The organism is Nocardia sp. NPDC050799, assembly GCF_040654015.1.
Taxonomy (GTDB): domain Bacteria; phylum Actinomycetota; class Actinomycetes; order Mycobacteriales; family Mycobacteriaceae; genus Nocardia.
Genome location: NZ_JBFAHF010000008.1, coordinates 47,790 through 73,239 on the forward strand (window position 1 = coordinate 47,790; position 25,450 = coordinate 73,239).

The window sequence follows — 25,450 nt, forward strand, 5'->3', positions numbered from 1 at the left end:
AGCCGGAAGGCACCGGTGTGCCAGCGGACGCCGCGGCTGAGCACGCCCCTTCCGGTAATGACGAATCCGACGCTGCGCCGAGCGGCGGCGCGACCGAGAGCAGAGCTGATACCGCGGCGGAAACCGGTGCTGCGGAGGCCACCGTGCGAGCCGGGAAAACGGCGGCCCCGGATTCGACCGCGGAAACCACCGAGTCGGTGTCCACCGCCGATGCCGCTACGGCCGGCACCGGTACCGCGGGCGGAGGCGGCGACGAGACGGTCGTGATCAGCAAAGCCGGGGCGGTCGACGACGACAATGTGGTGGTGGACAAGGCCGGAACCGGCGCGCCGGCCGCGGGCGAGGCGGAGTCCGGCTCCACGGTCGCCTCGAGCAAGTCGGATGCCGCTCCCGAGAAGGTCGACACCGAGAAGAAGTTCGCCGCTGCCACCGAGCCGGAAGCGGATGCCGGTGCGAAGTCCGGAGCCGCCGATGCCGCGACATCCACCGGCCGCCGCTCGCCGTTCCCGCTACCCGCATTGATTGGTGCCGCGGTGCTGCTGGTGGCGGCCCTCGTCGCGGTCGGGGTCTTCTTCTTCCTCGCCGGGAACAAACAGGACGAACTGGACCGGCGCGCCGCGGCCACCAAGGCCGCCTGCGATTTCGGGAACAATTTCGCGACCTACACCGGCGACGAGGCCGACGACTACATACAGCGCCTGGACCGGTCCGCCACCGGGGAGTGGAAAAAACTGGTGTCGCAGATCGGACCGGACCTGAAGACCCGGTTCGCCGAGTCCAAGGTCAGTTCCACCGCCAACGGCGTGCAGTGCGGTTACGAATCCGGGTCCGGTGACGAGGCGCGGGTGGTGCTGGTCATCGACCAGCAGTTCACCACCGCGAACGTTCCGCAGGAGCGGGGACCGGGGCAGGTCAAGGTGGCCGCGAACGTCTCCATGCAGAAGGTCGACGGCACCTGGCTGGTCGCCGACTTCGATACGCCGATGATGCAGCAGTAGTTGCAGCCGCGAGACGAACAGACGTAAGGACTCGAAGCTATGGCCAAGAACGAGACCGCGGCACCGGACACCGGCGACAAGTCCGGCCTGCTGCCGGTGGTGGCTGCCTTCGTGGCGGGCGTGGTGCTGGTGGCGCTGGTCGCCGCCGGCGTCGTGTACTTCCGGGCGTTCCAGCAGAACCGCGGAGAGCTCGCCGCCCAGGACCAGTCCACCCGCGCCGCATGCGATTTCGCCCGCGCGACCAACACCTACGACTACCAGGGCGACCTGGACGGTTTCATGCAGGCCATGAAGGACGGCGCCACCGACAATGTGGTGTCCTCGCTGGAGCAGAACTGGGATGTACTGCGCCAACTGCTCACCGAATCCAAGGTGAAATCCTGGGTGGACGAGGCGACCTGCGGTTTTCAGTCCGGTGACGAGAAGTCCGCGAAGGTGCTCGTGAATATCGGCCTCATGAAGACGAATTCGGTGACCCCCGAGCCGAAGCGCCAGGACATCGCGGTGACCGCGACCCTGGAAAAGGACGGGGACCGTTGGATCGTGAACCAGTGGGAGCTGGCCATGCTCGCGGGTATCGGTGGCCAGGGCGGACAGCCCGCGCCCGCCGGTCCCGCACCGGCCGCACCCGAAGGCGGACAGTCGGCCCCGCGGCCGGGTAACTGAGCCATGGCGCCCGGGTCGATCCCGGGCGCTTCCAGCGGTGGGTCGAACCACTCCCGGGCTGCGCCGGACTTCCGGCCGGACTCGACGGCTGTCGCCATGAACAGTAGGTGCGCGCGGGCATTCCCGTCGGCGAGGGCGCCGTAAGCTACGCCTGCCACGACTACTGCAGGCCGGGCCCGGGGCTGATCCGCTCCGGGCCGCTCACCTGCTATCCGGGAGACAGCAGTGAGAAGCAACGCCTCGCCGCGGCCGATTCGAATCCTCGCATTCGTACTGGCCCTGCCGCTACTGTCCGGCTGCGCGATCGACAAGGGCACCGCGCTCGCGACGAAGTTCGAAAAAGACTGGGCCGGCACCTCGGATATCGCGGAAGTCCGCGTCAACGGATACAACATTCTGCCTTTCGGCGGGAAAGCGATCGGGGTACTCGTCTTCGACGACGGCACGTCGGCCGAGCGCGTAACTGCGCGAGCGGGCGATCTGCGGGAGTACCTCGCGCGCAACGGGTCGATCACCGGCCGGATCACGGCGGACGGCGTCACTGTCACCGTCGATCCCGACGAGCGGCGTACCCGGGAGATCCTGGACCTGTGGCGTTCGCTGACAACCGACGACCGTGTGGTGGACGGCGATATCGAGAGTTGGACCTCCAAGAGCGTCCACCACTGGCGGTCCAAGGTGACCACAGTCGACTCCACCGCCGCTATGGCGGTGTTCGACGATATGGTCGGCAACACCGGCCCGCACCGACTCCCGTCGGACCTCACATCGGTCGAGGTCGTAACACGTGCCGGGGCGAACCCCGCCATCACCGTGCGATCCGACGCCGACGGTCGCCTTCCGACCGAGGCCATCGCCGCCTATGAGGCGGTGCGGGCCGAGTATCCGGTCGTCGGCGCGACAATGCACACCACTTCGGTACGCATTGTCGTGGCGGGCACTGCGGACCTGGAGGATATCCGCGAACTCGCCCGGAGGGCGGCACCGGGGCTGGGCGCCGACGCCATCTCGGTCACCGCCAGAGGTGGTGCGTGACCACCGATACGACGTCGGCGCCGAGGGCTGGTCTTTCCACGGTTCCAGGGAACAACAAAAAGGAGTAGTCAGGGTGACAGCCCATCTGACCATGCGGATTCCTCCAGTGAAGCTCGCCGACCTGGAGAAAGTGGGTGCCCCGCCGCCGGTCAGGAACGTGGTGGAGTGCACCGATGGGTCGGGAACACTCCAGGCTGTCGCGTACATGGAGCGCGAACTGCCGCCCGGTGGCGTCCCCGCCTACCTCGCGGCGCGCAAAACCGGTGCTCGCTCGTTCGTTCTGTGGGCCGACGAACACCGTGGCAGCCGAGTAGCCACCCTGGTGACGCACTCGGCCCACAATGGAGTGGCGACCTATCAGGTGCTCGGCGCGCACGGTGAGATCATCGGCACGCTCGTACGCGAGAAAGCGTTCAAAGGGCGAGGTATACGGACCCGTTGGACAGTGGAACAGCCCGGTTCACCCATCGCGGTGGGCTACCAGGGCCGGATCTTCTGGTGGCTCGTCTGCTGGCTGCTCTCCCCGCTCTTACCATTCTTCTTCCTCGGCGCCCTGTTCGAGAACAGCGGCCTACCGCGTGCCCCTCGGCGTATCAGGTGGCGCGTGGGTGGTCGGCTGCGCCTGGACTTCAGACCGTTCGGAGACCGGCTACAGCTGTGCGAACCCGAGTTGGACCGGCGGCTGGCGGCGGCTCTGCTGGCCCTCCTGCGTTCCTTCGACGGCTGGTTCGGTGCGCCCTGGGACGGCCGTGAGAAGTGATCAGTGGACGACGGCAGCCGCACTGCCGTCGTCGGAACAGTGCGCCCGGCGATGCGTCGGCGGCGGCCCGGCTGCTGCGGGTTTACGAGTCGCCGTGATGTCGGTCGGGGTAGCTCGGGTTTTCCGGCGCAGCGAATCCGCCGATACCGCTCTCGCGTAGGAGTCCTGTGATCGGCTGCGCGAATATCTGCCGGGCAGGGCAACTCGCCGCCTTGCGTCACGAGGACAAAAGTGCGAAATATGACGAGCGCATGAACACGAAGTATTCGGCGACTCGAATCCAGGGTCGATAGCCGAGCCGTGAATATGCCGGAGTGACATATTTGCTCGACGGCGTTGTGCACTTTGCACCGAAACAGGGCGGCTGCGCTGTTGTTTCGCATTACGACGGGTAATCTGTGGTTGTCCGGAATCTCCCGATTCATAGCGGCGTAAGAGGTTCCCGCGAGACCTCGGTTGGGATCGAATTCTATGCGCCTGGTACCGAAATCGGCCTTCGGCGGCCCCGCCGGTGACCTCGGACCATCGTCGGAGAGGACGTCTGGGGTGTTGCGAGACGGGGTGAACCGCCTCTCGGCGGCGGTGGCCGGTATGCGCAGCGGTCTGGCCGGCCGGCTGTCCGCCACCAGCGGCCATCTTGTCGGACCCGGCGGCGTCGTCACGCGATTGGGCGGCGCCGACCGCTGGAGTACGGCTGCCGTCCGGGGCGCCGTGACCGCTCAATCGCGTGGTGATGCGGTCACCGAGGCGACGAACCCCAAGACAGGATTGGGTTTCGGCGCGGGTATCGCGGCGAGCTTCTTCATCGTGGGTGCAGTGGCTTCGCAGACCGGCGGCGATGGAGACGGATCCGATGGCGGCGGATCCGGTAGCGGTGACCAGCGGGACAGCGATAACGGCGCGCCGGCCGATCGGCGCGACGAGGAGCAGGACCGGGCTGCTCCGAGTGGACCGAAGACCCCGCTCGAGGGCCCGCTGGATACCGGCCTGCCCGGTGGTTTCGACAGAGCTATGGACCCGAACGGTGATTATGTTCCGGGTGATCCGACCGCGGAATACACCATCCGCCAGTTGCTCGACAACGGATGGCGAATCAGATTCACCGATCCCGGAACGATCAACGGTGATACCTACATGGATTTCGACCGTGTGGACGAAAATGGTTTACACACGATGTGGCTGTCCACCGAACTCATGAATCTGCCCCCGGATAAGTTGATGGCGGCCATTGCGGAGGGCATTCAGTGACGAACTTCCGGCGTTCGCTGTCCTTCTGGGCCTGAGACGGTACGGGTCGAGATGCCTTCGAACGAGGTGGGTCGCGCGGAGTTGAGCAAGGAGTTGCTCCAGCGGTACGGGCGTCTGCTCGGATTCCGGATACGCCAGTGGTCCGACGGTTACGAGCATGAATTGCGCGATTACTCTGGCGTGGTTGCCGGTGCGGCACGCAGTTATATCGACAGTGACTACCGAGGTGTCCGGAAAGTAGTGTCCGGCCGGTCCGGTGGAGCTACGGAAGTGGGCGGTGCAGCACTCTCGGGATCAACGCGACGGATCGCCGATCTCTCGGATCTGCCTCCGCTCGGTACGCTGGTCGACGGGGCATTTTCGGGCAGGATGGACAGCCGTGCGCTGACCGAGGCCGTCAAGGGGCTCGAGCGCCCGGTCGGACCTTATGTCCTCCGCCGAGTGTATTTCGGGCGCGATACCAATGACTTCGGCGAGGAGAAGCTCTACCTGGATGCGGATATCACCGACCACGACGGTACTCATGTGGGCTCCTTCTCGCGGAGCTTTCGCCGGGACGGTACGGGGGATCTGGTGGTGACCAACGAATATATGAAACTGAAGGAGAGCTATCAGAGAAAGGGATTCGCCCGCGCGCTGTCTTCGTCTCTGCACGAGTACTATCGGCGGTCCGGAGTGGTTCGTGTCGAGGTGAAGACCGAACTGGACGGCGGAGTGGTCTGGGCGAAAGAAGGCTACCAGTGGAACACCCGCCGCGATCTTCTCGCCGATTCGCTGCAGAGTATCCGAGCCCGTATCGACGCCGTGATCGACAGTGGGACTGTTTCGCCCGACGACGGGAGACTGCTGGAGCAGTACCGTCATCGGCTCCGGGTGGACAGTGAGAGTATTCCGTCGCCCGCGGAGCTGGCGGCGCTCACCGGCCACGACCCCCATCTCGGCGAGACGATCATGAAGGGCTCTCAGTGGCACGGAGTGCTGTATCTGTGATCACGCCCTGGGAATCGATCAGGTCGGGAGCCGTTGCGTTCAAAGCCCCCCTCCGGGAGGCGAGCAGGCGGCTATGTCCACCGTGGACGTAACTCACGTGGGCACATCTCGGCGCAACTTACTCGGATTCTGGGTGATTTGCCGTGATCCAGAGTGTGCCAATTTCGGCATATTGCCTGGTAGGCGCCCATTTGACAAGCTCCGGGCGCCCCCGGCGGTGGGTCGAGCCACCACCGCCGGAGGCTATTCGGTTGGTATCCGGATCTATCGGTACTACGACGACAACAGCGCGGGCGCGCCGATCCCGGACGGGATTCAGAACAGGTGGAGCGCCTGCGCTGTTGTCGCGTAGTCGGCGGTCGGTACAACCGCCGGTTCCGCAGCCTTCCTCGTTGCCGCGGAGGTTTCGGGGGCGACCCGGGTCACGGTCCGGGTCGCTACGGTCGATGTGGCCGCCGCCTTTCGCGCCGCGGCTCCAGCCAGTGCATCGGCCTGTTCGTTGAAATAGTTACCGACATGTCCACGCACCCAGCGGAATCGCACCGGGCCGGGGCGGCCCGCGATGGCATGGTCTATCTCCCGGATGAGCTCGACGTTCTTGACCGCGGACCCGCTCGAGGTGCGCCAGCCGTTGTTGCGCCAGTTCGGCAGCCACTCGGATGCGCATTTGATCGCGTACAGCGAATCGCTCTCGATGAGTAGCGGATCCGATCCGGGGTGGGCCCGGATCGCCTCCAGGACGGCACGTAACTCGGCGATCTGATTGGTACCCGATGCCTCGCCGCCGCTTTCCGCGCCACCCGCATGGTCCACCCACGCCCAGCCGATCGCTCCGCCGGGGTTGCGCAGACACGATCCGTCGGTACTCACGATGATCATGGAAGTACCCTACGCAAGTCGGCCGACAAGATCGGTACCGTGGAATTCCTCTATTGCCCTGCGCAATCGTGATTCGCTGCGTCGCAGCGCGCGGCGCAGCAGTGCGGCGCGCGGCCGCTCGCGCAGCGCCGCGGCGAATCCCTTGGAACCGGGAAAGTCGAGTTCGGAGGTCAGCACCGACCGGCCGCGGCCGAGCGGGTCGAATCGCAGTGTCAGCCGGGCGGTGAAGGGGCCGGTGAGGGCGTAGCCCAGCACCGCGTCCGGACGGTGCTCGGCGACCTCGCAGTGCAGGACGGGACGCCAGGGGCCGAGCCGGTAACCGATCTCGTACTTCGCTCCGATACCGCGTTCCGGATCGCCACACCGGGTGATCTCGGCGGCTCCCACCATCCAGTTCGGGATGGACAGGGGATCGTCGGCATAGGCGAAGGCAACGGTGATCGGCGCCGTTACGTCGCTCGCGTATTTGATGAAGCCCACGGGCCCTCCCTCCACGGCTGCCCGATAAAAGTACTATAGCTTTCCGGTTTATTTAAGGCCGATGAGGGTTCGATAGCCGTTGGGTACCGGCTGTGACGCAGCGCCGAAACGTTCGCAGAGCGTATCAGAGCAGGTGAGGGCGGGGCGGCCGGAAAACAAGTGGCCTGAACAGTCGAGACGAGCGTCACATCGGCGTCGTTCGTGCGGGAGCGAAGGTGCCGATCCGTGACCGCTGCCGGGTTTCGGGACACGCCCCCGGGGGTACTTATCACCCGTCGGCGAGCGCTGTACCCGACTGCCGTGATGAGCTATCCGGCCAACGATGTCCGGCTGTTCCGGGAACGGTGTGACGCTCGCCGGCGCTGTCAGCCCTTCCCTGCCGGTTCCCGCCCGCTGCCCGGTGGGCCGGCGAATGCCTGGGCGATGGTCAGCCATCGGGCCGCTTCCGCGCCCGTCGTCCGCAGCGCCAGATCGTCCGGATGGCGGCGCTGGGTCACCAGGAGGCAGAAATCGAGCGCCGGGCCGGTGACCCGTTCGGGAGCCTCCACCGGCCCCCACGACCACAGCTCACCCGAGGGTGCGCGCAGCTCGACCCGGAACTCGGTGGCGGGTACCGGCAGCTCCCGGACGGTGTAGGCGAAATCCCTGGTGCGCACACCGATATGGGCCACCGAGCGCAGCCGGTCGGCCGGTTCGCGTTCGACCCCGAGCGCGTCCGCGACATCCTGACCGTGTGCCCAGGTCTCCATGAGCCGGGCGGTGACCATGGACCCCGGGCGCATGGGTGGCCCGAACCACGGCACCTTCGCGTCGGCGGGGACCGCGCGCAATGCCGGGGCGAGTTCGGCCCGGCCGCGCCGCCAGCGTTCGAGGAGCTCCGGTGGTGGGGTGGCGGCGGCTTCGGCGGCGGCCTCGTCGACGAAGGTCGCCACCCGGAGCGCCGCCGCGGTCAACAGGTCGGCGAAGGCGCTGCCACCGGTCCGGGCGTCGGTGGCGGCCAGCGTGGCGACCTCGTCGGTCCAGGCGAGATGCCCGATCTGGTGAGCGACAGTCCAACCCGCCGCGGGGGTGGGCCGGCTCCAGTCCGGCAGTGGCAGATCGGCGACCAGCGTCTCGAGCTCGGCGCCTTCCGCGGCGAGGTCGCGGAGTAACGCGTCCAGATCGGCCATCGGTTCCCTCATCTCCGTACCGCGCATCCCGGCGCGGGAATCAGCATTCCAGCGGTGCGGGAAAAATACAAGCATGCCTGCTTGTATTTGGCGGAACTCCGGCTCCCGAAGTTCGCGACCTGTACACGACGGTCCGGATCAGGGCTCGGCTACCCGGACGACGGGGCACCCCCCAGTGGCCAAGGTGTTCCGTGGGCCGAGCAGTGTTTCCCGGGCGGCGCCGCACGTCTCGGCCATCGACATCCGGTTGCTGATATCCGGCCCGGACGAGGACTGCTGTCCTGTGCCACCGGGAACGTTTCGGGCGACGCGAGCGGACCGGGCCCCGTGCCGATACGGGTGACTACCAGCCGAAGATCAGCAGATGGGTGGCGCCGACCAGCAGCCCGAGCGCCGCCCCGTGCAGATACAGCAGCCAGGCGTCCTGTTCGACCGAGGCATAGAACATCTCCATGAACTCACCGGGTGTCAGCAGCTGCAGTTTCCGGGCCGCGAACTCATCGATGTTCTCGGCCTGCTCCCGGATGAAATCGGCGTCCTCCACCAGCGAGGGCGCCAGCCCCACCGCCGCGCCCGCCGCCCCGACCTTCAAATTGTCGAACTGCCGCCGCCCGAACGCGGCCCGCACCACCGAGGTGGTGCGGCCGAGCTGGCGGTGGATCTCGTCGGAGATGAGCTGTTCGAGCAGCAGCCGGGTCTTGTCGCCGTTGGGGCCGTTGAGCAACTCGTTGGACAGGTTGGGCAGGGTGAGCACCTGGTAGGCGAGGATATGGGCCAGATCGGTGGCCGCCTGCGGCTGCCGTTTCGCCAGCAGTGCCTGTTTCCAGAGGTATTTGTAGCGGGGTTGTGGATCGCCGGGGGTGAACACCACCCGTACGGCGATGATGTTCACCACGACACCGATGAGCGCCGAGGCCGCCAGCACGATCGCCCAGGACGGAACCCAGCCCCAGACCGGGATATCGGAGTGGATGTGCAGGTAGAGCGCCAGTAGCAGCCCGAACGGGGCGCCGAGCAGGCCGATCCGGACCATGAACTTCAGTTCCGGCGCCGCGATGGTGGTGGTGAGGTCCTTGAGGATCTGCGGATTCTCCTGCAGATACCGGATCACGAAACCCTTCACGTCGATGAGCTGATCGACATTGTCGCCGAGGGAATCGAACGCTCGGCCGGTGAGTTCGGGCAGTTCCCGTTCCACCCGCTGATAGATCAGTTGCCGCATCGCCCGGGGCACGGCATTCCACAGATCCGGATTCTCCCGGTTCATCACCTCGTCGACAATGCTCTTGACCTGTTTCCGGGCCAGGGCCGCGACATAATCGGCGATACCGTCGAGATCGAGTTCGTGGATGAAATCCCGGGGACTACCGATCCGCAGCAAGGCTTTGTCCACACAGATACTGGCCATCTTCTCGGCGCGTGCCGGAATGAAACCCTGGAAACCCAGCCGGGACCCGTCCTCGGAAAAGGTCGGCAGTACCTGGACCCGGCGCGGCAGATAGGGATACAGCACGTCGAGCCCGGGAATCCGGACACCGCGGAACAGCAGCGGCCAGAACAACATCAGCACACCGGTCCAGTTGGTGAGCCAACCGGCCGCCGCACTGAATATCGGGAAACTGATCAGATCGACGACGAACTTGCTCTGACCGGTGAGTTCTTCCCAGTTGATCAACACTCCGGACGAGAGTGTGATCATCGCGCGCTCCCCTAGGGCCGGATCGGGTATTCGAGATCATCACATTGTCATCGGCCCGTCCCGGGTGTCAATCAGGGCTCACCGGCCCACCGCGGCCCTCGGGTCGGGTCGAGCGGTACCGACGAGTCGGCCGGGCCCGGCCGCTGGTGATCGACGCGAAGATCACCAGCGACGGCGGCGCGTGGTGGCTGGCGGAGAAATTCGCCGGGCACTGAGTATTACGGCGGGAGGGGAGGATCGCGCTTCAGTGGACCCGGCCGGAGTGCTGGGCACAATGGCATCGCTGTTAACACCCGGGACGTTTTTTCCGAAAAAAGACCAAATGGTTTCGATATGGACGGGTCCGGCAACTGTGCAGGTGAACAACGAGCTGATCTCGACTATCCGACGCGCTGCCGCCGAGGTCGCTTGTGCACTCGCCGACCGTGAGGCGCCGGTTATCGCGCAAGTGATGGGGCGGGCGGGGTGGGCGGTTGTGGAGGGCGGTGGACGAACTCGGTGACGTGGACCACTGTTCGGCAACGCAGTGGGCCGCCTACACGCAACCCAGGGGATCGAGGGGGGGTGACTCGTCCCATCCGGAGGCAGGCCGCTTCACATGGTTCGAGCCGCGGCTGTCGCGGTCCGAGCGAATCAACCGAGAGATCGACGAGTGCCTGGTCAGGGTGAATCCGCATTTCGACCCGGCCGATCCGCGACGGAGCAACAACTGCGTGGCCGTGGCGACCGCCTACGAGCTGCGTCGGCGAGGACGCGACGTCGAGGCAGGGCAGGTGCCGTTTCCGTTCGAGGCCGGGTTCCCGCACAGTATTACCGAAATCGCCTGGGCGCGCCGGTTCACGGCGGTGAACCGGCGCAGCGAGCTGTACGAGGCGTTCCGGCAGCCCGGTTCACGCGGGATCGTCATTGCGGACTGGCCCCCGGGCCGGCGCGTCGACCTCGGCGACTCCCACGTGTTCAACATCGAACACATTCCCGGCAGCGGGATACGCGTCGTCGACGGCCAGCCCGACCCGGCGCTGACCGACGCGACAGAACATATCCGTCGAGCGGCAGCATTGCGCTATCTGCGGGTGGACGATCTGGCCGATCCTGCACCAACCGTCGTGAACTACCTTGGAATACAGCCTGCGTGTCGATAGCCGGTGAATGATCGCCTCCCGCCCGGCTGCCGGCCCTTGCAGACACGCTCGGCCACTTCTTCTTCGTAGTGAACAGGGCCTGTCGTGCCGGTGAGCTGAGCTCGTCAGCCGCGGAAATCGATGTCGTAGTCCTGCAGGGTGCGGTGGAGGAAGTCGCGGATGAGCGGTACGACGTCGTCGAGGTTGGTTTCTAGAAGCCAGTGGCCGCCGCGGAGCAGATGCAGTTCGGCGTCGGGGTGGTCGCGGTGATAGGCGTGGGCGGCGCCGGCGGGCATGTATCCGTCTTGAGGTCCCCACACGATCAGGGTCGGTGGCCGGTGTTCGCGTAGGTAGGCCTGCTGGCGAGGAAACCCGGGCACGGTGTGACGCTGGTCTGCCAGGAGGCTGGTGAGGTTCTCGCGACGCTGCGGCGTGCCGAGTTGCGCCCAGGCCAGGGTCCACAGGTCCGGGGTGAGCAGGTCGGCGAGGTCGTCGTCGATCTCGCCGACGTACTCGTCACGAAACCCGTCCGGGCTGACGTGCGCGGCAAGCTCGTCTCGGCCTTCGTCGGTCGGGTTGTCCCAGAATTTCTTGAGGGGCGCGTACTTGGGTCCGTGCTGGTCTTCGTAGATGTCGCCGTTGGAGATGATCAATGCGGTGACCTTCTGCGGTGCTGCGATCGCGAGGCGGAAGCCGAACTGTGATCCGTAATCGTGCAGATAGATTGCATAACGGGGCAGGTGGAGGACCTCGGTGAACCGGCGGAGGAAGTCGGCGTAGCCGTCGAAGGTGTAGGAGAACTCCGATGCGTCGGGAGTGCCGCTGTAGCCGAACCCGGGCAGGTCGGGGGCGATAGTGCGCCACCTGTCGGCCAGCGCCGGCATCAGATTGCGGAATGCGAACGATGACGCGGGATAGCCGTGCGGCAGCAGCAGGACCGGCGCGTGGGCTGGGCCGGCTTCGCGGTAGAACACCCGCACACTATCCACGGTGACCCACCGGTGACGCGCTGCGGCGCTTCCCCCTCCCTGCTCGATGGGCAAGTCCGAGTGCTCCATCATGTCTCCTCTCCGGTCGCTTTCGCAGCGGCCGCCTCCTTGACCTTTCGGTCCTCACGCGGCGCCATCGACCAGCTCCGTAGTTGTATTCCGGTCGCGGTGCCTGCCCCAGGCGCGGCGCCGGTCTCGACCCCACAGAATGGAGGTTCCCACTCTTTTCCGGCAGTAACGGCGACCGGCGCCGGTGCCGCACCGACGAACTCGAAATACTCGGCCGCCGGCAGAAACGGCAACGCCACCACACTGTCCTGGCCGTTCTCCGTGGTCAGTCGCCGCTCCGTCTCGGCATCCGGGCACACCGGCTGCGAGACCACGTCGACCACAGCCTGGCCGAGCAACCAACAACACTTCTTCGTCTTCTTCGCCGTGGGCGAACAAGGGCGCGGGGTGGAACAAAGACGAACCCGACCAAGTTGAGTGGGTGTAGCTCAACTATTGGAGGTTGTGTTCGTGACTACACCACTGAATCTTCCGGTGCTGTTCCTGACCGATCCCATCGTGCTGCCCGGGATGGTCGTACCGATCGAACTGGACGAATCCGCGCAGGCGGCCATCGACGCCGCGCAGGCCGCACAGACCGGGACCGTGCTGCTGGCGCCGCGCCTGTCCGAGGGTTACGCCGTCTACGGTGTGATCGCCACCATCGAACAGATCGGCCGGATGCGCGGGGGTACGCCCGCCGCGGTGCTGAAGGCGGAACGGCGCGTGAAGATCGGTCACGGGGTCACCGGCCCCGGCGCCGCACTGTGGGTGGAGGCCGAACCGGTCGAAACCCCCGCCGCCGACGGACGCACCCGGGAACTGGCGGCCGAGTACAAGAAGCTGGTCGTCTCGGTGCTGCAGAAGCGCGAGGCGTGGCAGATGATCGACGCCTTCAACCAGCTCACCGATCCGTCCGCCATCGCCGATACCGCCGGCTATGCCGCGTATCTCAGCGATGAGCAGAAACGCGAACTGCTCGAGACCCCGGATGTCGCGCAGCGGCTGAACCGGCTGATCGAATGGACCCGGGCGCATATCGCCGAGGCCGAGGTCACCGAGAAGATCGGCGACGAGGTCCGCGAGAACATGGAGAAGAGCCAGCGCGAATTCCTGTTGCGCCAGCAGCTCAACGCAATCCGCAAGGAACTCGGCGAAGACGAACCGGACGGCGCCGACGACTACCGCAGCCGCGTGGAACAGGCCGATCTGCCCGGCAATGTGCGGGAGGCGGCGCTGCGCGAGGTCGGCCGGTTGGAGCGCTCCAGCGATCAGAGCCCGGAATCCGGGTGGATCCGCACCTGGCTGGACACCGTCCTGGAACTGCCGTGGCAGGTGAAGACCGAGGATTCCACCGATGTGGCGGCGGCCCGGGCTGTGCTCGACGCCGACCACCACGGCCTGGACGAGGTGAAGGACCGGATGGTCGAGTACCTGGCGGTCCGGGCGCGGCGTGCGCAACGCGGCCTGGAGGTCGTGGGCGGACGCGGGTCCGGCGCGGTGCTGGTGCTGGCCGGCCCGCCCGGGGTCGGTAAGACCTCGCTCGGTGAATCGGTCGCCCGCGCGCTGGGCCGCAAGTTCGTCCGGGTCGCCCTGGGCGGTGTGCGGGACGAGGCGGAGATCCGTGGTCACCGGCGCACCTATGTGGGCGCCATGCCCGGGCGGATCGTGCGGGCCGTCAAGGAGGCCGGTTCGATGAACCCGGTCGTCCTGCTGGACGAGGTCGACAAGATCGGTTCCGATTTCCGGGGCGACCCCGCGGCGGCCCTGCTCGAGGTACTCGACCCCGCGCAGAACCACACCTTCCGCGACCACTACCTGGATATGGACCTGGACCTGTCCGATGTGCTGTTCCTGGCCACGGCCAATGTCATGGACACCATCCCCGGCCCGCTGCTGGACCGGATGGAAGTGATCACGGTCGACGGGTACACCGAGGACGACAAGGTGGCCATCGCCCGCGACTTCCTGCTACCCCGGCAGCTGGAACGCAACGCGCTGACCGGCGCGGAGGTACAGGTCACCGACGCGGCGCTGCGCGAGGTCGCGGCGAACTACACCAGGGAGGCCGGGGTCCGGCAGCTGGAGCGGCTGATCGCCAAGGCATTGCGCAAGGCGGCGACGCGCCTGTCCGAGACCGGTGCCGCACCGGGCGCCGACGTGGGCGTCGAGACGGATACAGCGTCCGGGCACACCGAGGCCACGGCACCACCACTGACCATCGATATCGCGGATCTGAAGGATTATCTCGGGCGGCCGCGCTTCACTCCGGATTCGGCGGAACGCACCGCGGTACCGGGGGTGTCGACCGGTCTGGCGGTCACCGGACTTGGCGGCGATGTCCTCTACATCGAGGCCAACACCGCCGAGGGTGACCGGGCCCTGACACTGACCGGCCAACTGGGCGACGTGATGAAGGAATCGGCGCAGATCGCGCTGACCTACGTGCGGTCGCACCTGGGCGAGATCGGCATCGAATCGACGGTGCTGGACGGCAACCTGCACGTCCACGTGCCCGCCGGCGCCGTACCCAAGGACGGACCGTCCGCCGGTGTCACCATGGTCACCGCGCTGGTGTCGCTGGCACTGGGCCGCCCGGTGCGCTCCGATGTCGGTATGACGGGCGAGGTCACGTTGAACGGCCGGGTGCTGCCGATCGGCGGGGTGAAGCAGAAACTGCTCGCCGCGCAGCGTGCCGGCCTGAAGACAGTGTTCATCCCGGCCCGCAACGAGCCGGACCTCGACGATGTTCCCGCCGATGTGCTGTCCGAACTCGACGTCCGTCCGGTGGGCGATGTCGCCGAGATCCTGGCCTACGCCATCGAACCGGTGCGGGAACCGGCTCTCGACGGCCCGGCTCTGGCGGCCAGCGCCTGATCCACGATCCAGGGCCGCGGCAACCCCGTTCGGGTGCCGCGGCCCTTTCGTACTGACCTCCACCCGGCGCGAGGCGGGCGCGCTCGCCGATTACAGCGGGCGCACCTACCGCGAGGCCGACGCGACACCCGCACCGCCTCCCGGCAGCGAGTATCAGTGGGACACCGCGGTCGGCCGGTGCGCTGACCGGCCTTCCGGACGCGAGCGATCCCTACGTCACCGAGTTCACCGGTTCGGACCGGCTCGCGATCACGCTGGAGCCCGACGGTGGGTCAGCACCCACCGGTGAACCACTGGCGGCTGTGGCGCTGGGCCGAGCCCGTGCGTTTCGGCGATGCCGCGCACCGGCATCTTCCCTGCCACGGCCAGGAGTGACACCATCCGCAGAGGGCCACGTGACGATTTCCCGGCCGCCGGGGCGCCCCGCGCCGGTGGAGGAACGAGGACGCTGATGCAGGACACGACGAGTTCGACCGGTTCTCCGGGGCCGGATCAGCAAGATCGGCGCACGATCGGCCGCTTCGTGGCGGGACTGAGCGGTTTGTCGGCCGCCGCGGTCGTGCTCGGCGTCGGTGAACTCGTCGCGGCCCTGATCGCCCCGGACGCTTCGCCCTTCCTGGCCACCGGGGCGACCGTGGTCGACCACACGCCGCAGGCGCTGCGCGAGTTCGCGATCGAACAGTTCGGTACTCGCGACAAGCTCGTGCTGTTCCTGAGCATGGGTGCGGCCATGGTGGCACTCGCCGTGACGGCGGGATTACTGGAACGGCGCCGGCCCTACGGCAGCGTGCTGCTGGCCGGGCTGTCGGTGGCCGTCTGTATCGCCGTACTGCAGCGGCCGAACGCGACCGCCACGTTCGCCGTGCCGATCCTGCTCGGTGCCGGCGCCGGGATACTCACCCTGCGGGTCCTCATCAGCCGGGCGCCGCGCGGCCCGGCGTCGGAGGGCGAATCCGCGGGGGAGGCCGCGGGCGGGGACGGGACCGATGCCTCGCGGCGGCGGTTCCTGGGGTTGGCCGCCGGGGCCCTTGTGCTGGCTGCCGGATCCGCCGCGGCCGGGCGGTGGGCCGGCGAACGTGCCCGCGCGGTGACCGCGGATCTGCGCCGGTTCGTGGTCCCGCGTCCACAGGTGGCGGCCGCGCCCGTCCCGCCGGGGACCGACCCGCCCGTCCCGGGACTCACCGCGTTCCGCACCCCCAACGACACCTTCTACCGGATCGATACCGCCCTGCGGCTACCCGCGTTGACCAGCGACGACTGGCAGCTGCGGATTCACGGCATGGTGGAGCGCGAAATCCGGCTCACCATGGACGATCTGCTGCGGCGGCCCGCCGTGGAGAAGATGATCACGCTGACCTGTGTGTCCAACGAGGTCGGTGGTGACCTGGTCGGCAACGCGACCTGGATCGGATACCCCCTCGCCGGCCTTCTCGCCGAGGCCGGGGTCCGGCCGGACGCGGATATGGTGCTGTCCACCAGCGCCGACGGTTTCACCGCCGGCACGCCCGTCGCGGCCCTCACCGACGGTCGCGACGCCCTGCTCGCGGTGGGTATGAACGGCGAACCGCTGCCGGTCGAGCACGGTTACCCGGCCCGGATGGTGGTGCCCGGCCTCTACGGATACGTCAGCGCCACGAAATGGCTGGTCGCTGGAGATCACCCGGTTCGATCGCGCCCAGGCCTACTGGACCCGGCGCGGCTGGTCGGCGTTCGGCCCGATCAAAACTACCTCCCGCATAGATGTTCCGGCTGCTTTCGGCCGTATCGCTCCGGGTCCGGTGGTGGTGGCCGGGGTCGCCTGGGCTCAGCACCGCGGGATCGCCGCGGTGGAGGTGCAGGTCGACGACGGTCCCTGGCGGCCGGCCGACCTGGCGCCGGAGTATTCGCTGGACACCTGGCGCCAGTGGACCTGGCGCTGGGACGCGCCACCCGGCTCACACACCCTGCGGGTACGAGCCATGGACGGGGCGGGCCGGGTGCAGACCGAGGAGCGCGCCGACCCGGTCCCGGACGGCGCGACGGGTTGGCACAGCCGGACGGTCACCGTCGGGTGACGATGACCGTCCGGTCCGCTACGCCGCCACCGGCGCCGGTTCCCGAGCGAACTGGGTCCGGTACAGCTCGGCGTAGCGCCCGCCCGCGGCGAGCAGTTCGGTATGCGTTCCCCGTTCCACGATGCGACCGGATTCGACCACCAGAATCTGATCGGCCGCTCGCACGGTGGAGAGCCGGTGGGCGATCACCAGGGCGGTACGGCCTTGCAGCGCTTCGGTCAGTGCCGCCTGCACCGCGGCCTCGGAGGTCGAGTCGAGGGAGGCGGTCGCCTCGTCCAGGATCACCACCCGTGGCTGTTTGAGCAGCAGCCGGGCGATGGTGAGACGCTGGCGCTCACCGCCGGAGAGGCGGTAGCCGCGTTCCCCGACCACCGTGTCCAGCCCGTCGGGCAGGGTCGCGATCAGATCGCTCAGGCGGGCCCGCTCCAGCGCGTCCCACAGCTGTTCCTCGCCGGCGTCGGGGGCGGCCAGCAGCAGGTTGGCCCGGATGGTGTCGTGGAAGAGATGGCCGTCCTGGGTGACCAGGCCGACGGTTTCCTGGATCGACTCCGTGGTGAGTTCGCGGATATCGGTGCCGCCCAGCCGGACCGCGCCCGAATCCACATCGTAGAGCCGGGAGACCAGCTGCGCGATGGTCGATTTGCCGGCGCCGGAGGAGCCGACCAGGGCGATCATCCGGCCGGGTTCGGCGCGCAGTGACACCCCGTGCAGCACTTCCTCACCGCCGCGGGTGTCCAGTGTCGCCACCTCTTCCAGCGAGGCCAGCGAGACCTTGTCGGCGGCGGGGTATCCGAAGTGCACCTCGTCGAGTTCCACCGTGATGGGCCCGGCGGGCACCGGCCGCGCCCCGGGTGCGTCCTCGATGAGCGGTTTCAGATCGAGGACCTCGAAGACCCGCTCGAAACTGACCAGCGCGGACATGATCTCCATCCGGGCACTGGCCAGCGCGGTGAGCGGGGAGTACAGCCTGGTGAGCAGGAGTGACAGGGCCACCACGGCACCCGCGTCCAGCTGCCCGCGCAGCGCGTACCAGCCGCCGAGACCGTAGACCAGCGCGACGGCCAGCGCGGAAACCAGCGTCAGCGCCGTGACGAAAACGGTCTGCAGCATGGCGGTGCGCACGCCGATATCGCGGACCCGCCGCGCCCGCAGCGCGAACTCGGCCGATTCCTGGGCCGGGCGGCCGAAGAGTTTCACCAGAGTCGCCCCCGGCGCGGAGAAACGCTCGGTCATCTGCGTGCTCATCGCCGCGTTCAACCCCGCTGCCTCCCGCTGGATATCGGCCAGCCGGTCGCCCATCCGCCGGGCCGGGATCACGAATACCGGTAGCAGGAGCAGTGCGAGCAAGGTGATCTGCCAAGACAATTGGAGCATCACCACCAGGGTGAGCGCCACGGTGACGATATTGGCGACCACGCCCGAGAGGGTGTCGCTGAAGGCGCGCTGCGCCCCGATCACATCGTTGTTCAACCGGCTGACCAGCGCGCCGGTCCGGGTCCGGGTGAAGAAGGCGATCGGCATCCGCTGGACGTGGTCGAAGACCGCGGTCCGCAGGTCGAGGATCAGGCCCTCACCGATCCGCGCCGACAGCCAGCGGATGGCCAGGCCGAAACCGGAGTCGAGGACGGCCAGCCCGGCGATGGCCAGCGCCAGCAGTATCACTGTCCGCGGCGGCGACCCCGCGAAGATATCGTCGACCACCCGGCCCGCGAGCAGCGGCGTGGCGACCACCAGCACCGCCGCGGCCACACTGAGGACGAGGAAGGCGATCAGCCGCCGCTGATGCGGCCGGGCGAAGCGCAGGATGCGCCGTGCCGTGGTGAGACTGAACGACCGCGTCTCTCCGGGTGCGTGCATGCGCCGGTACATCTGGTCCCAGGCCACCGATTCCATGCTCATCTGACAATGTCCTTCCGCTCCGGAGCACGATTGAACTCCGGTGCACCGACACTAAAAGCTGAACCATTGTTCAGGTCAAGCGCCGGGTGGCCGGGATCCATCGGTTCCAGGTGCCTGTGCGACCGGGGCGAGTTCGAGACGGACACCGAGCAACCGGATCGGACGATCCAGCGGAAAGCGGTCCAGCACCCGCAGCGCCGTATCGACGATCGTGGGGATATCGGTGGTCGGCTCCGGCAGTTTGGACTGCTTGCTGCGGGTATAGAAGGTGCTGGTGCGCACGGTAACCGAGACCCGGGTGGCCGTCCGGCCGGCCTCGATGATCTCCGCCGCGACCTCCGCCGCCAGCCGGGCCACCTGGGCGCCGATCTCGGCCGGATCGCCGAGATCCCGCGGGAAGGTCTGCGATCTACTGCGCCCGACCGCCGCAGGCGGTTTCGTCACCACCTCGGTATCACCGGCGCCGCGACTCATCACCCACAGCGCGGGACCGTTCGTCGGACCGAACTCGGCCGCGAGCCGGGACCGATCGGCGGTCATCAGATCCCCGACGGTATGGATATCGAGCTCGGCCAGCCGGGCCGCGATCCGGCTACCGATCCCCCAGAGCGCGTTCGTCGGACGATGGGCCATCACCTCGGACCAGTTGGCGGCGGTGAGCCGGAACATACCGTCGTGCGCTCCCGGATGGTCGGTCGCGGCGACACCGGGTTTCCCGACCGATTTCGCGAAACCGGTAGCCAGTTTCGCGGTGAGCTTGTTGTCTCCGATGCCGATCGCGCAGGTGAGATCCAGTTCTTTCACCGCAGCCCGGATCGCCCGAGCAGCTTCCTCGGGCTCCTCGGTATCGACCGCCACGAACGCCTCGTCCCACCCCCAGACCTCCACCTGATCGGTGAACGTGCGCAGCCGAGCCATGACCTCCTCGGACGCCTCCTCGTAGCAGGGGACGTCCAAGGGCAGGAAGACCGCCTCCGGGCATTTTCGCGCCGCCGACCGCAACGCCATACCCGCCCGCACCCCGTAGCCGCGCGCCGGATACGACGCGCAGGTCACCACTTTGCGGGGCTCGTCCGGGTCGCCGTTTCCGCCCACGATCACCGGCTGCCCGCGTAGTTCGGGATGGCGCCGGTACTCCACCGCGGCCTGGAACTGGTCGAGGTCGACGTGCAACAGCCATCTGGCCACGACACTGTCTTACTCCTACCGGGTGACAAGAAGGGGGATATCGGGGCAGTGCGGCTCGGCACGAGCCGAATGGCCCGATCGCGGGCCGGGGCGTGGTGTTCGCAATGTGCGCTGTGATGCCGGCCCGCGGCGGTGGTGCGGGGTTGCCCATCGACGGCCGAGCCGTTCGGATCCGCCGAGTCGGAAAGGAATTCCGGGCCGCCCGCCTAGGCTGGATCATGTGACCGACCACGACGCACGACGGGACACACTCGCACGGCAGCTGCGCGCGCGGATCGGTATCGAGGCGGTGGACATCTCCCACCGTCGCCGGGTGGAGTACTCGTCGGACGCCTCGAACTACCGGGTGCTGCCCGAAGCGGTGGTCTTTCCCCGAACCGACGAGGATGTGGCGGCCGTACTGGAGGTCGCGCGGAGCGAGGGTACGGTCGTGACCCCGCGGGGCGGCGGCACCTCGGTCGCGGGCAATGCGGTCGGTCCCGGCATCGTCCTCGATTTCAGCAGGCATATGACCGGTATCGCCGAGATCGATCCGGATCGGCGGACCGCCCGGGTGCAGCCGGGTGTCGTGCTGTCGGATCTGCAGCGCCGGGCCCGGGAGCACGGGCTGCGCTTCGGCCCGGATCCGTCCACCCAGAACCGCTGCACTCTCGGCGGCATGATCGGCAACAATGCCTGCGGTCCGCACGCCATCGCGTGGGGTCGTACCTCCGACCGGGTCCGGGAGCTGCGGATCATCGACGGTACCGGCGCGTCCCGCCGCCTCGCCGATTCGCTGGACGAGGTCCCCGGGCTACCGGAGCTCACCGCGAAATCCCTCGCTGTGCTACGCACCGACCTGGGCCGGTTCGAGCGGCAGGCGTCGGGCTACGGACTCGAATATCTGCTGCCGGAACGCGGCGGCTCGGTGGCCGGCTCGTTCGTCGGGGCCGAGGGCACCTGCGGTGTGCTGCTGGAGGCCGAGGTGGAATTGGTGCCGATCCCGGCGGCGACCCTGCTGGTCGTGCTCGGCTATCCGGATCTGGCGACCGCCGCCGACGATATCGCCGCGGTGGTCTCGGTCGCGCCGGTGGCGGTCGAGGGTATCGATGCCCGGCTCGTCGAGATGGTGCGCGCACACGGTCGGCGGGTCCCCGATCTGCCGCGTGGCACCGGCTGGTTGTTCGTGGAGCTGGCGGGGGAGAACGCGGCCGCTACCCACGCCGTCGCCCGCCGACTGTGCGGGGCGGCGGGTGCGCTGGACAGCCGGATCATCGAAGACCCCGGCGCCGCGGCCGCGCTGTGGCGGATCCGGGCCGACGGCGCCGGCCTCGCCGGCCGGACCCGCGACGGTGAGCCGGCCTGGCCGGGCTGGGAGGACGCGGCGGTTCCGCCCGCCCGGCTCGGGGCCTACCTGCGCGATTTCGACGAGCTGACCCGCGAGCACAAGGTCGACGGACTGCTCTACGGGCATATCGGCGACGGCTGTATCCATGTGCGGCTGGATCTGCCCATTGCCGCCGCGCCGGAACGGTTCCGGGCCTTCCTGACCGACGCGGCACACCTTGTGGTGGGCCACGGCGGTTCACTGAGCGGGGAGCACGGCGACGGCCGGGCCCGATCGGAACTACTGGAGATCATGTACTCACCCGAGGTACGCGCGGTCTTCGCGGGTTACAAGGCGTTGTTCGATCCGGCGAACCTTCTCAATCCGGGTGTGCTGGTGCATCCGCGCCCGCTCGACGCCGATCTGCGACTGGTGGGTCTGCCGCCGCTGCCGCGCGCGGGCGGCTTCGCCTTCGCCGGTGATGCCGGGGATCTGGCCACCGCCGTGCACCGCTGTGTCGGGGTGGGCAAATGCCGGGCCGATACGCGTGGCACGGGTGGTTTCATGTGCCCCTCCTATCTGGCGACGGCCGACGAGAAGGACACCACCCGAGGCCGGGCCCGGGTGTTACAAGAGGTGGTCCGGGGAGAGCTGGACTGGGCCGCGCCCGCGGTGGCCGAATCGCTGGACCTGTGCCTGTCCTGCCGCGCCTGCGGTACGGATTGCCCGGCGGGCGTCGATATGGCGACCTATAAATCCGAGATGCTCTACCGCCGCTACCGCGGTCGGCTGCGCCCTCGCGACCACTACACACTGGGCCGGCTCCCCCGCTGGCTGGGCGGGGCGACCCGGGTGCCGTGGCTGGTCAACGCGCTGGCCGGCGCCGGACCGTTGCGCCGGCTCGGGATGCGGGCCGCCGGGATGGATCCACGCCGGGAGGTGCCGGAGCTCGCGCCGCGATCTTTCCGGCGGATCTGGCGCCGGGAAGCGGCGAAGCAGCAGGTGGCGAAGCCGGACGCGACGACGGTGATGCTGTGGGTGGACACCTTCACCAATGCCTTCGATCCGGATATCGCGGTGGCGGCGGTGCGCCTGCTCAATTCGCTCGGTTATCGGGTGGTCGTGCCGCGCCGGCAGGTGTGCTGTGGACTGACCTGGATCAGCACCGGGCAGCTGGACGGCGCCCGGGCGCGGCTGCGCGCCACGCTCGATGCCCTCGACGACCATGTGCGCGCCGGTGGCGCGGTGATCGGTCTCGAACCGTCGTGCACCGCCGCGTTGCGGGCCGATCTGCCGGAGTTACTGCCCGAGGATCCGCGTTCCCGGCCGGTCGCGGCCGCGGTCCGCACGCTCGCCGAGTTCCTCACCGCGCGACCGGACTGGCGCCCACCTCGCTACCCCGGCCGTTCGCTGGTCGTCCAGCCGCATTGTCACCACCATTCGGTGCTCGGCTTCGATGCTGATCGCCGGATATTTGCCCAGATGGGGGTGAATGTGACAGAGATCGCAGGATGCTGTGGGCTGGCGGGTAATTTCGGAATGCAGAAAGGCCATTACGAGATATCGGTGGCGGTGGCGGGCAACGGAATACTGCCGGCGATGGAGAATGCCGAACCGAATGCCGTCGTGGTCGCCGACGGATTCTCCTGCCGGACCCAGGCCGCCCAGCTCACCGCCCGGCGGGGCCGGCATCTCGCACAGATTCTGCTGGAAGACAGTTGATTCCGGGTAAACCGAGGATTTCGTGACATCGAAGAGCGGCCGATCCCGAAAGACCGGCCGCTCTTCGTACAGGCTCAGCTCCCGAATGGGAGGGTCCCGGGTGGAATCTCGTAGCCGGAGCTACCGGCGAAAACCGAGCCCCAGAGATCGAGTAACCAATTGAGCGCTTCGGTGATCATAGAAACCTCCAGTAACGGCAAAAACCACATATTTGCTCAACTGCGTCTTCATCGCCGGGCGATCGAACGGCGTTACTTCGGGCAGCGCACAATGGCATGGTGCCTGTCCGAACAGCCGGATCCACCGGCGATGCGTGGGCGACGCGGACCCTGTCCGCCGACGCCCCGGTCCACCTCGCCCATACCCTCGCGCCGTTGCGCCGCGGGCCCGGCGACCCCTGTCACCAGATCACCCCGGACGGGGCGCACTGGCACACCTCGCGAATGCCGACCGGGCCGGTCACCTACCGGCTGGTCCAGGACGATCCGCTCACCGTCACCGCGGACGCGTGGGGGCCGGGCGCCGCGGAGTTCCTCGACGGGCTCGATCGCATGCTGTGCCTGGACCAGAGGGTCGACGATTTCGTACCGATCCACCCCACGGTGGCGGCCGCGCACCAGCGGTATCCCGGGCTGCGGATGCTGCGCACCGGCCGGGTACTCGAAGCGCTGATCCCGGCGGTCCTGGAACAGAAGGTGACCATCGTCTCCGCCCATGCCGCGTGGCGCCGCCTGATGCACCTCTTCGGCAGTCCGCCACCCGGCCCGGCCCCGGCGGGCATGCTGGTACCGCCGGACGCGGCGGCCTGGAGCCGGATTCCCTCATGGAGCTTCCACGGGGCCGATGTCGGGCCGCAGCGCAGCCGGACCATCGTGCGGGTGGCTCGTCTCGCCGAATCGCTGGAGCGGATGACCGCGCTGCCGCCGGCCGAAGCCGCACGCCGGCTCCGCACGATCCCCGGTATCGGGGAATGGACCGCCGCGGAGACCGCGCAGCGCGCTTTCGGTGATGCCGACGCGCTGTCGGTGGGTGATTTCCATCTGGCGTCGATCGTCGGCTGGACCCTGCTCGGCCGCGATATGGACGACGCCGAGATGGTCGACTACCTCGAACCGGTACGTCCGCATCGCTATCGCACCATCCGTCTGCTCGAGATCAGTGGGCAAGCTCGTAAGCCGCGGTTCGGCCCGCGCGCACCGGTGACCGATCACCGGTGGCACTGACCGGTAAGAGAGTTCGCGGCCCGGGAGATCCGAGGTTCCTGTTTCGGAGAACCGTAGGGATCCGGCCGGTGAGCGGCCGGTACGGCGGTGAACCCGGTCGCTATTGGAGGGCGCGGTTGTCCAGTACACAGCGGCCCGATTCCACCAGGGTGGCTCGGGCGCGCCGGCGGACCCGGCACTCGTCGACGGTGCAGTCCAGGTGCAACTGCATTGCCGAATGGGCTTGTTCGGGGGTCATCACGCCGGGATCGGCACCGCAGGCGAGCAGGGTGGGGATCGGGGCGTCCAGATTCAACCGCATCACACACGACCTCCTTCTGAACCCGCGGTCGACTCCTGTTGTCCGCGGTGGTTTTCCGGGTGTGCACATACGACCAACAGCCCACCATAGGCCGAGAAGGTCCGATAACGGGTGCGATTCGGCGATTTTGCCGGTACCGATTCGCGAAATTTCCTGTAGACGGGTGTAAACCCGCCCCAGCCGGGGCTGCGCGTAGCATCGCGCTACATGCTTGTGGCGCGCAGCGCCGGGACGCTCGACTCGGAACACGACGATTTCCGCGGCGGTGAAGGAGAACCTGGATGAGCATCGACAACGGTACGAATGTGGACCTGTCCGGCGCCCGCTGGGTGAGTGGCGCGACCGGGGACGGCGCCGCTACGCCGGGGACCCACAGCGTCGAGATCGCGATGCTGGCCGACGGTCATGTCGGAATGCGCGACGGCAAGAATCCCGACGGGCCGGTACTGGTCTTCACCCCGGGTGAGTGGGCGGCCTTCACCGCCGGCGTACGCGACGGCGAGTTCGACCGGCCGTAATTCTTGCTCACCCGGGTCGACCTGCCCGCGAGCACGGCGTTTGGGTCCAACAGGTAACGGGTAGACAACAATATGTGGACCCAGGGATCAAGAATTCCCGTCCCCGGCTCCGCAAATTCGGGCCCGGCGACGGCGTCGCGCGGTTGATCGTCGGCCTGCTCTTTGCGGCATCGGCGGTGGGCGTTTTCGTACTCACCGGCTCGGTGTTCTCGGCATTGTTCGTCGGGGTGCTTGTGGGGCTGGTCGCGACCGGTGTGGTCGCGATGCTGTGAGACGGTCG

General features: G+C 67.8%; 21 protein-coding genes and 1 pseudogene. 13 read left to right on the forward strand and 9 right to left on the reverse strand.

What is annotated here, in order from left to right; all coding sequences use genetic code 11:
- Positions 1 to 17 precede the first annotated feature (17 nt).
- From AB0H42_RS10645 to AB0H42_RS10670, 6 genes are all read left to right on the forward strand, one after another.
- Positions 18 to 998 carry a hypothetical protein gene (locus tag AB0H42_RS10645; RefSeq protein ID WP_357052984.1) on the forward strand — a complete coding sequence of 327 codons (981 nt, stop codon included), beginning with the start codon at positions 18 to 20 and terminating at the stop codon, positions 996 to 998.
- A 39-nt stretch (positions 999 to 1,037) separates the two neighbouring features.
- Complete coding sequence (locus tag AB0H42_RS10650; RefSeq protein WP_357052987.1) at positions 1,038 to 1,664, forward strand: hypothetical protein; 627 nt, start codon at positions 1,038 to 1,040, stop codon at positions 1,662 to 1,664.
- 225 nt (positions 1,665 to 1,889) lie between these two features.
- Positions 1,890 to 2,699, forward strand: coding sequence for a hypothetical protein (locus AB0H42_RS10655; RefSeq protein ID WP_357052989.1), 810 nt, complete (start codon positions 1,890 to 1,892; stop codon positions 2,697 to 2,699).
- A gap of 73 nt (positions 2,700 to 2,772) precedes the next feature.
- A complete protein-coding gene (locus tag AB0H42_RS10660) occupies positions 2,773 to 3,459 on the forward strand; it encodes a hypothetical protein (protein WP_357052992.1) in 687 nt (228 codons plus the stop codon).
- Positions 3,460 to 4,005: 546 nt separating this feature from the next.
- On the forward strand, positions 4,006 to 4,707 hold the full coding sequence (locus tag AB0H42_RS10665; RefSeq protein ID WP_357052995.1) for a hypothetical protein: 702 nt from the start codon (positions 4,006 to 4,008) through the stop codon (positions 4,705 to 4,707).
- Positions 4,708 to 4,800: 93 nt separating this feature from the next.
- Positions 4,801 to 5,697 (forward strand): hypothetical protein, encoded by an 897-nt coding sequence (locus AB0H42_RS10670; protein ID WP_357052998.1) that lies wholly within the window; start codon positions 4,801 to 4,803, stop codon positions 5,695 to 5,697.
- Positions 5,698 to 6,012: 315 nt separating this feature from the next.
- Here AB0H42_RS10670 and AB0H42_RS10675 read toward each other — a convergent pair whose 3' ends face one another.
- From AB0H42_RS10675 to AB0H42_RS10690, 4 genes are all read right to left on the reverse strand, one after another.
- Positions 6,013 to 6,576 carry a ribonuclease H gene (locus tag AB0H42_RS10675; RefSeq protein WP_357053001.1) on the reverse strand — a complete coding sequence of 188 codons (564 nt, stop codon included), beginning with the start codon at positions 6,574 to 6,576 and terminating at the stop codon, positions 6,013 to 6,015.
- Positions 6,577 to 6,585: 9 nt separating this feature from the next.
- On the reverse strand, positions 6,586 to 7,056 hold the full coding sequence (locus tag AB0H42_RS10680; RefSeq protein ID WP_357053004.1) for an SRPBCC family protein: 471 nt from the start codon (positions 7,054 to 7,056) through the stop codon (positions 6,586 to 6,588).
- A 365-nt stretch (positions 7,057 to 7,421) separates the two neighbouring features.
- Positions 7,422 to 8,225, reverse strand: coding sequence for a TIGR03084 family metal-binding protein (locus AB0H42_RS10685; protein WP_357053007.1), 804 nt, complete (start codon positions 8,223 to 8,225; stop codon positions 7,422 to 7,424).
- A gap of 343 nt (positions 8,226 to 8,568) precedes the next feature.
- Entirely contained in the window at positions 8,569 to 9,924 is a 1,356-nt protein-coding gene (locus tag AB0H42_RS10690; protein WP_357053010.1) for a hypothetical protein, read from the reverse strand.
- 485 nt (positions 9,925 to 10,409) lie between these two features.
- Here AB0H42_RS10690 and AB0H42_RS10695 point away from each other — a divergent pair, with 485 nt between their 5' ends.
- On the forward strand, positions 10,410 to 11,066 hold the full coding sequence (locus tag AB0H42_RS10695) for a hypothetical protein (protein WP_357053013.1): 657 nt from the start codon (positions 10,410 to 10,412) through the stop codon (positions 11,064 to 11,066).
- A gap of 104 nt (positions 11,067 to 11,170) precedes the next feature.
- Here the strand turns inward: AB0H42_RS10695 and AB0H42_RS10700 are convergent, their stop codons facing one another.
- Positions 11,171 to 12,019: an alpha/beta hydrolase gene (locus tag AB0H42_RS10700; protein ID WP_357053016.1), complete on the reverse strand. Its 849-nt coding sequence runs from the start codon at positions 12,017 to 12,019 to the stop codon at positions 11,171 to 11,173.
- An 83-nt stretch (positions 12,020 to 12,102) separates the two neighbouring features.
- On the reverse strand, positions 12,103 to 12,441 hold the full coding sequence (locus tag AB0H42_RS10705; protein ID WP_357053019.1) for a hypothetical protein: 339 nt from the start codon (positions 12,439 to 12,441) through the stop codon (positions 12,103 to 12,105).
- A gap of 112 nt (positions 12,442 to 12,553) precedes the next feature.
- Between AB0H42_RS10705 and lon the strand changes: the two genes are divergently transcribed.
- Positions 12,554 to 14,959, forward strand: a complete 2,406-nt coding sequence (gene lon / locus AB0H42_RS10710; RefSeq protein ID WP_357053022.1) for an endopeptidase La — start codon at positions 12,554 to 12,556, stop codon at positions 14,957 to 14,959.
- Positions 14,960 to 15,482: 523 nt separating this feature from the next.
- Positions 15,483 to 17,013, forward strand: a pseudogene (locus tag AB0H42_RS10715) (molybdopterin-dependent oxidoreductase).
- An 18-nt stretch (positions 17,014 to 17,031) separates the two neighbouring features.
- Here AB0H42_RS10715 and AB0H42_RS10720 read toward each other — a convergent pair.
- Together AB0H42_RS10720 and AB0H42_RS10725 are read right to left on the reverse strand one after the other, a co-directional pair.
- Entirely contained in the window at positions 17,032 to 18,912 is a 1,881-nt protein-coding gene (locus AB0H42_RS10720; protein ID WP_357053025.1) for an ABC transporter ATP-binding protein, read from the reverse strand.
- Positions 18,913 to 18,987: 75 nt separating this feature from the next.
- Positions 18,988 to 20,100 (reverse strand): DNA polymerase IV, encoded by a 1,113-nt coding sequence (locus AB0H42_RS10725; RefSeq protein ID WP_357053028.1) that lies wholly within the window; start codon positions 20,098 to 20,100, stop codon positions 18,988 to 18,990.
- Between the two features lie 220 nt (positions 20,101 to 20,320).
- Here AB0H42_RS10725 and AB0H42_RS10730 point away from each other — a divergent pair, with 220 nt between their 5' ends.
- Together AB0H42_RS10730 and AB0H42_RS10735 are read left to right on the forward strand one after the other, a co-directional pair.
- Positions 20,321 to 23,128 carry an FAD-binding and (Fe-S)-binding domain-containing protein gene (locus tag AB0H42_RS10730; protein WP_357053031.1) on the forward strand — a complete coding sequence of 936 codons (2,808 nt, stop codon included), beginning with the start codon at positions 20,321 to 20,323 and terminating at the stop codon, positions 23,126 to 23,128.
- 278 nt (positions 23,129 to 23,406) lie between these two features.
- Positions 23,407 to 24,351 (forward strand): DNA-3-methyladenine glycosylase 2 family protein, encoded by a 945-nt coding sequence (locus tag AB0H42_RS10735; protein ID WP_357053034.1) that lies wholly within the window; start codon positions 23,407 to 23,409, stop codon positions 24,349 to 24,351.
- Between the two features lie 100 nt (positions 24,352 to 24,451).
- Here the strand turns inward: AB0H42_RS10735 and AB0H42_RS10740 are convergent, their stop codons facing one another.
- Positions 24,452 to 24,652: a hypothetical protein gene (locus AB0H42_RS10740; RefSeq protein WP_030524511.1), complete on the reverse strand. Its 201-nt coding sequence runs from the start codon at positions 24,650 to 24,652 to the stop codon at positions 24,452 to 24,454.
- Positions 24,653 to 24,933: 281 nt separating this feature from the next.
- Between AB0H42_RS10740 and AB0H42_RS10745 the strand changes: the two genes are divergently transcribed.
- Positions 24,934 to 25,170 (forward strand): DUF397 domain-containing protein, encoded by a 237-nt coding sequence (locus AB0H42_RS10745; RefSeq protein WP_357053037.1) that lies wholly within the window; start codon positions 24,934 to 24,936, stop codon positions 25,168 to 25,170.
- 74 nt (positions 25,171 to 25,244) lie between these two features.
- Positions 25,245 to 25,442: a hypothetical protein gene (locus AB0H42_RS10750; RefSeq protein ID WP_030524513.1), complete on the forward strand. Its 198-nt coding sequence runs from the start codon at positions 25,245 to 25,247 to the stop codon at positions 25,440 to 25,442.
- Positions 25,443 to 25,450 lie beyond the last annotated feature (8 nt).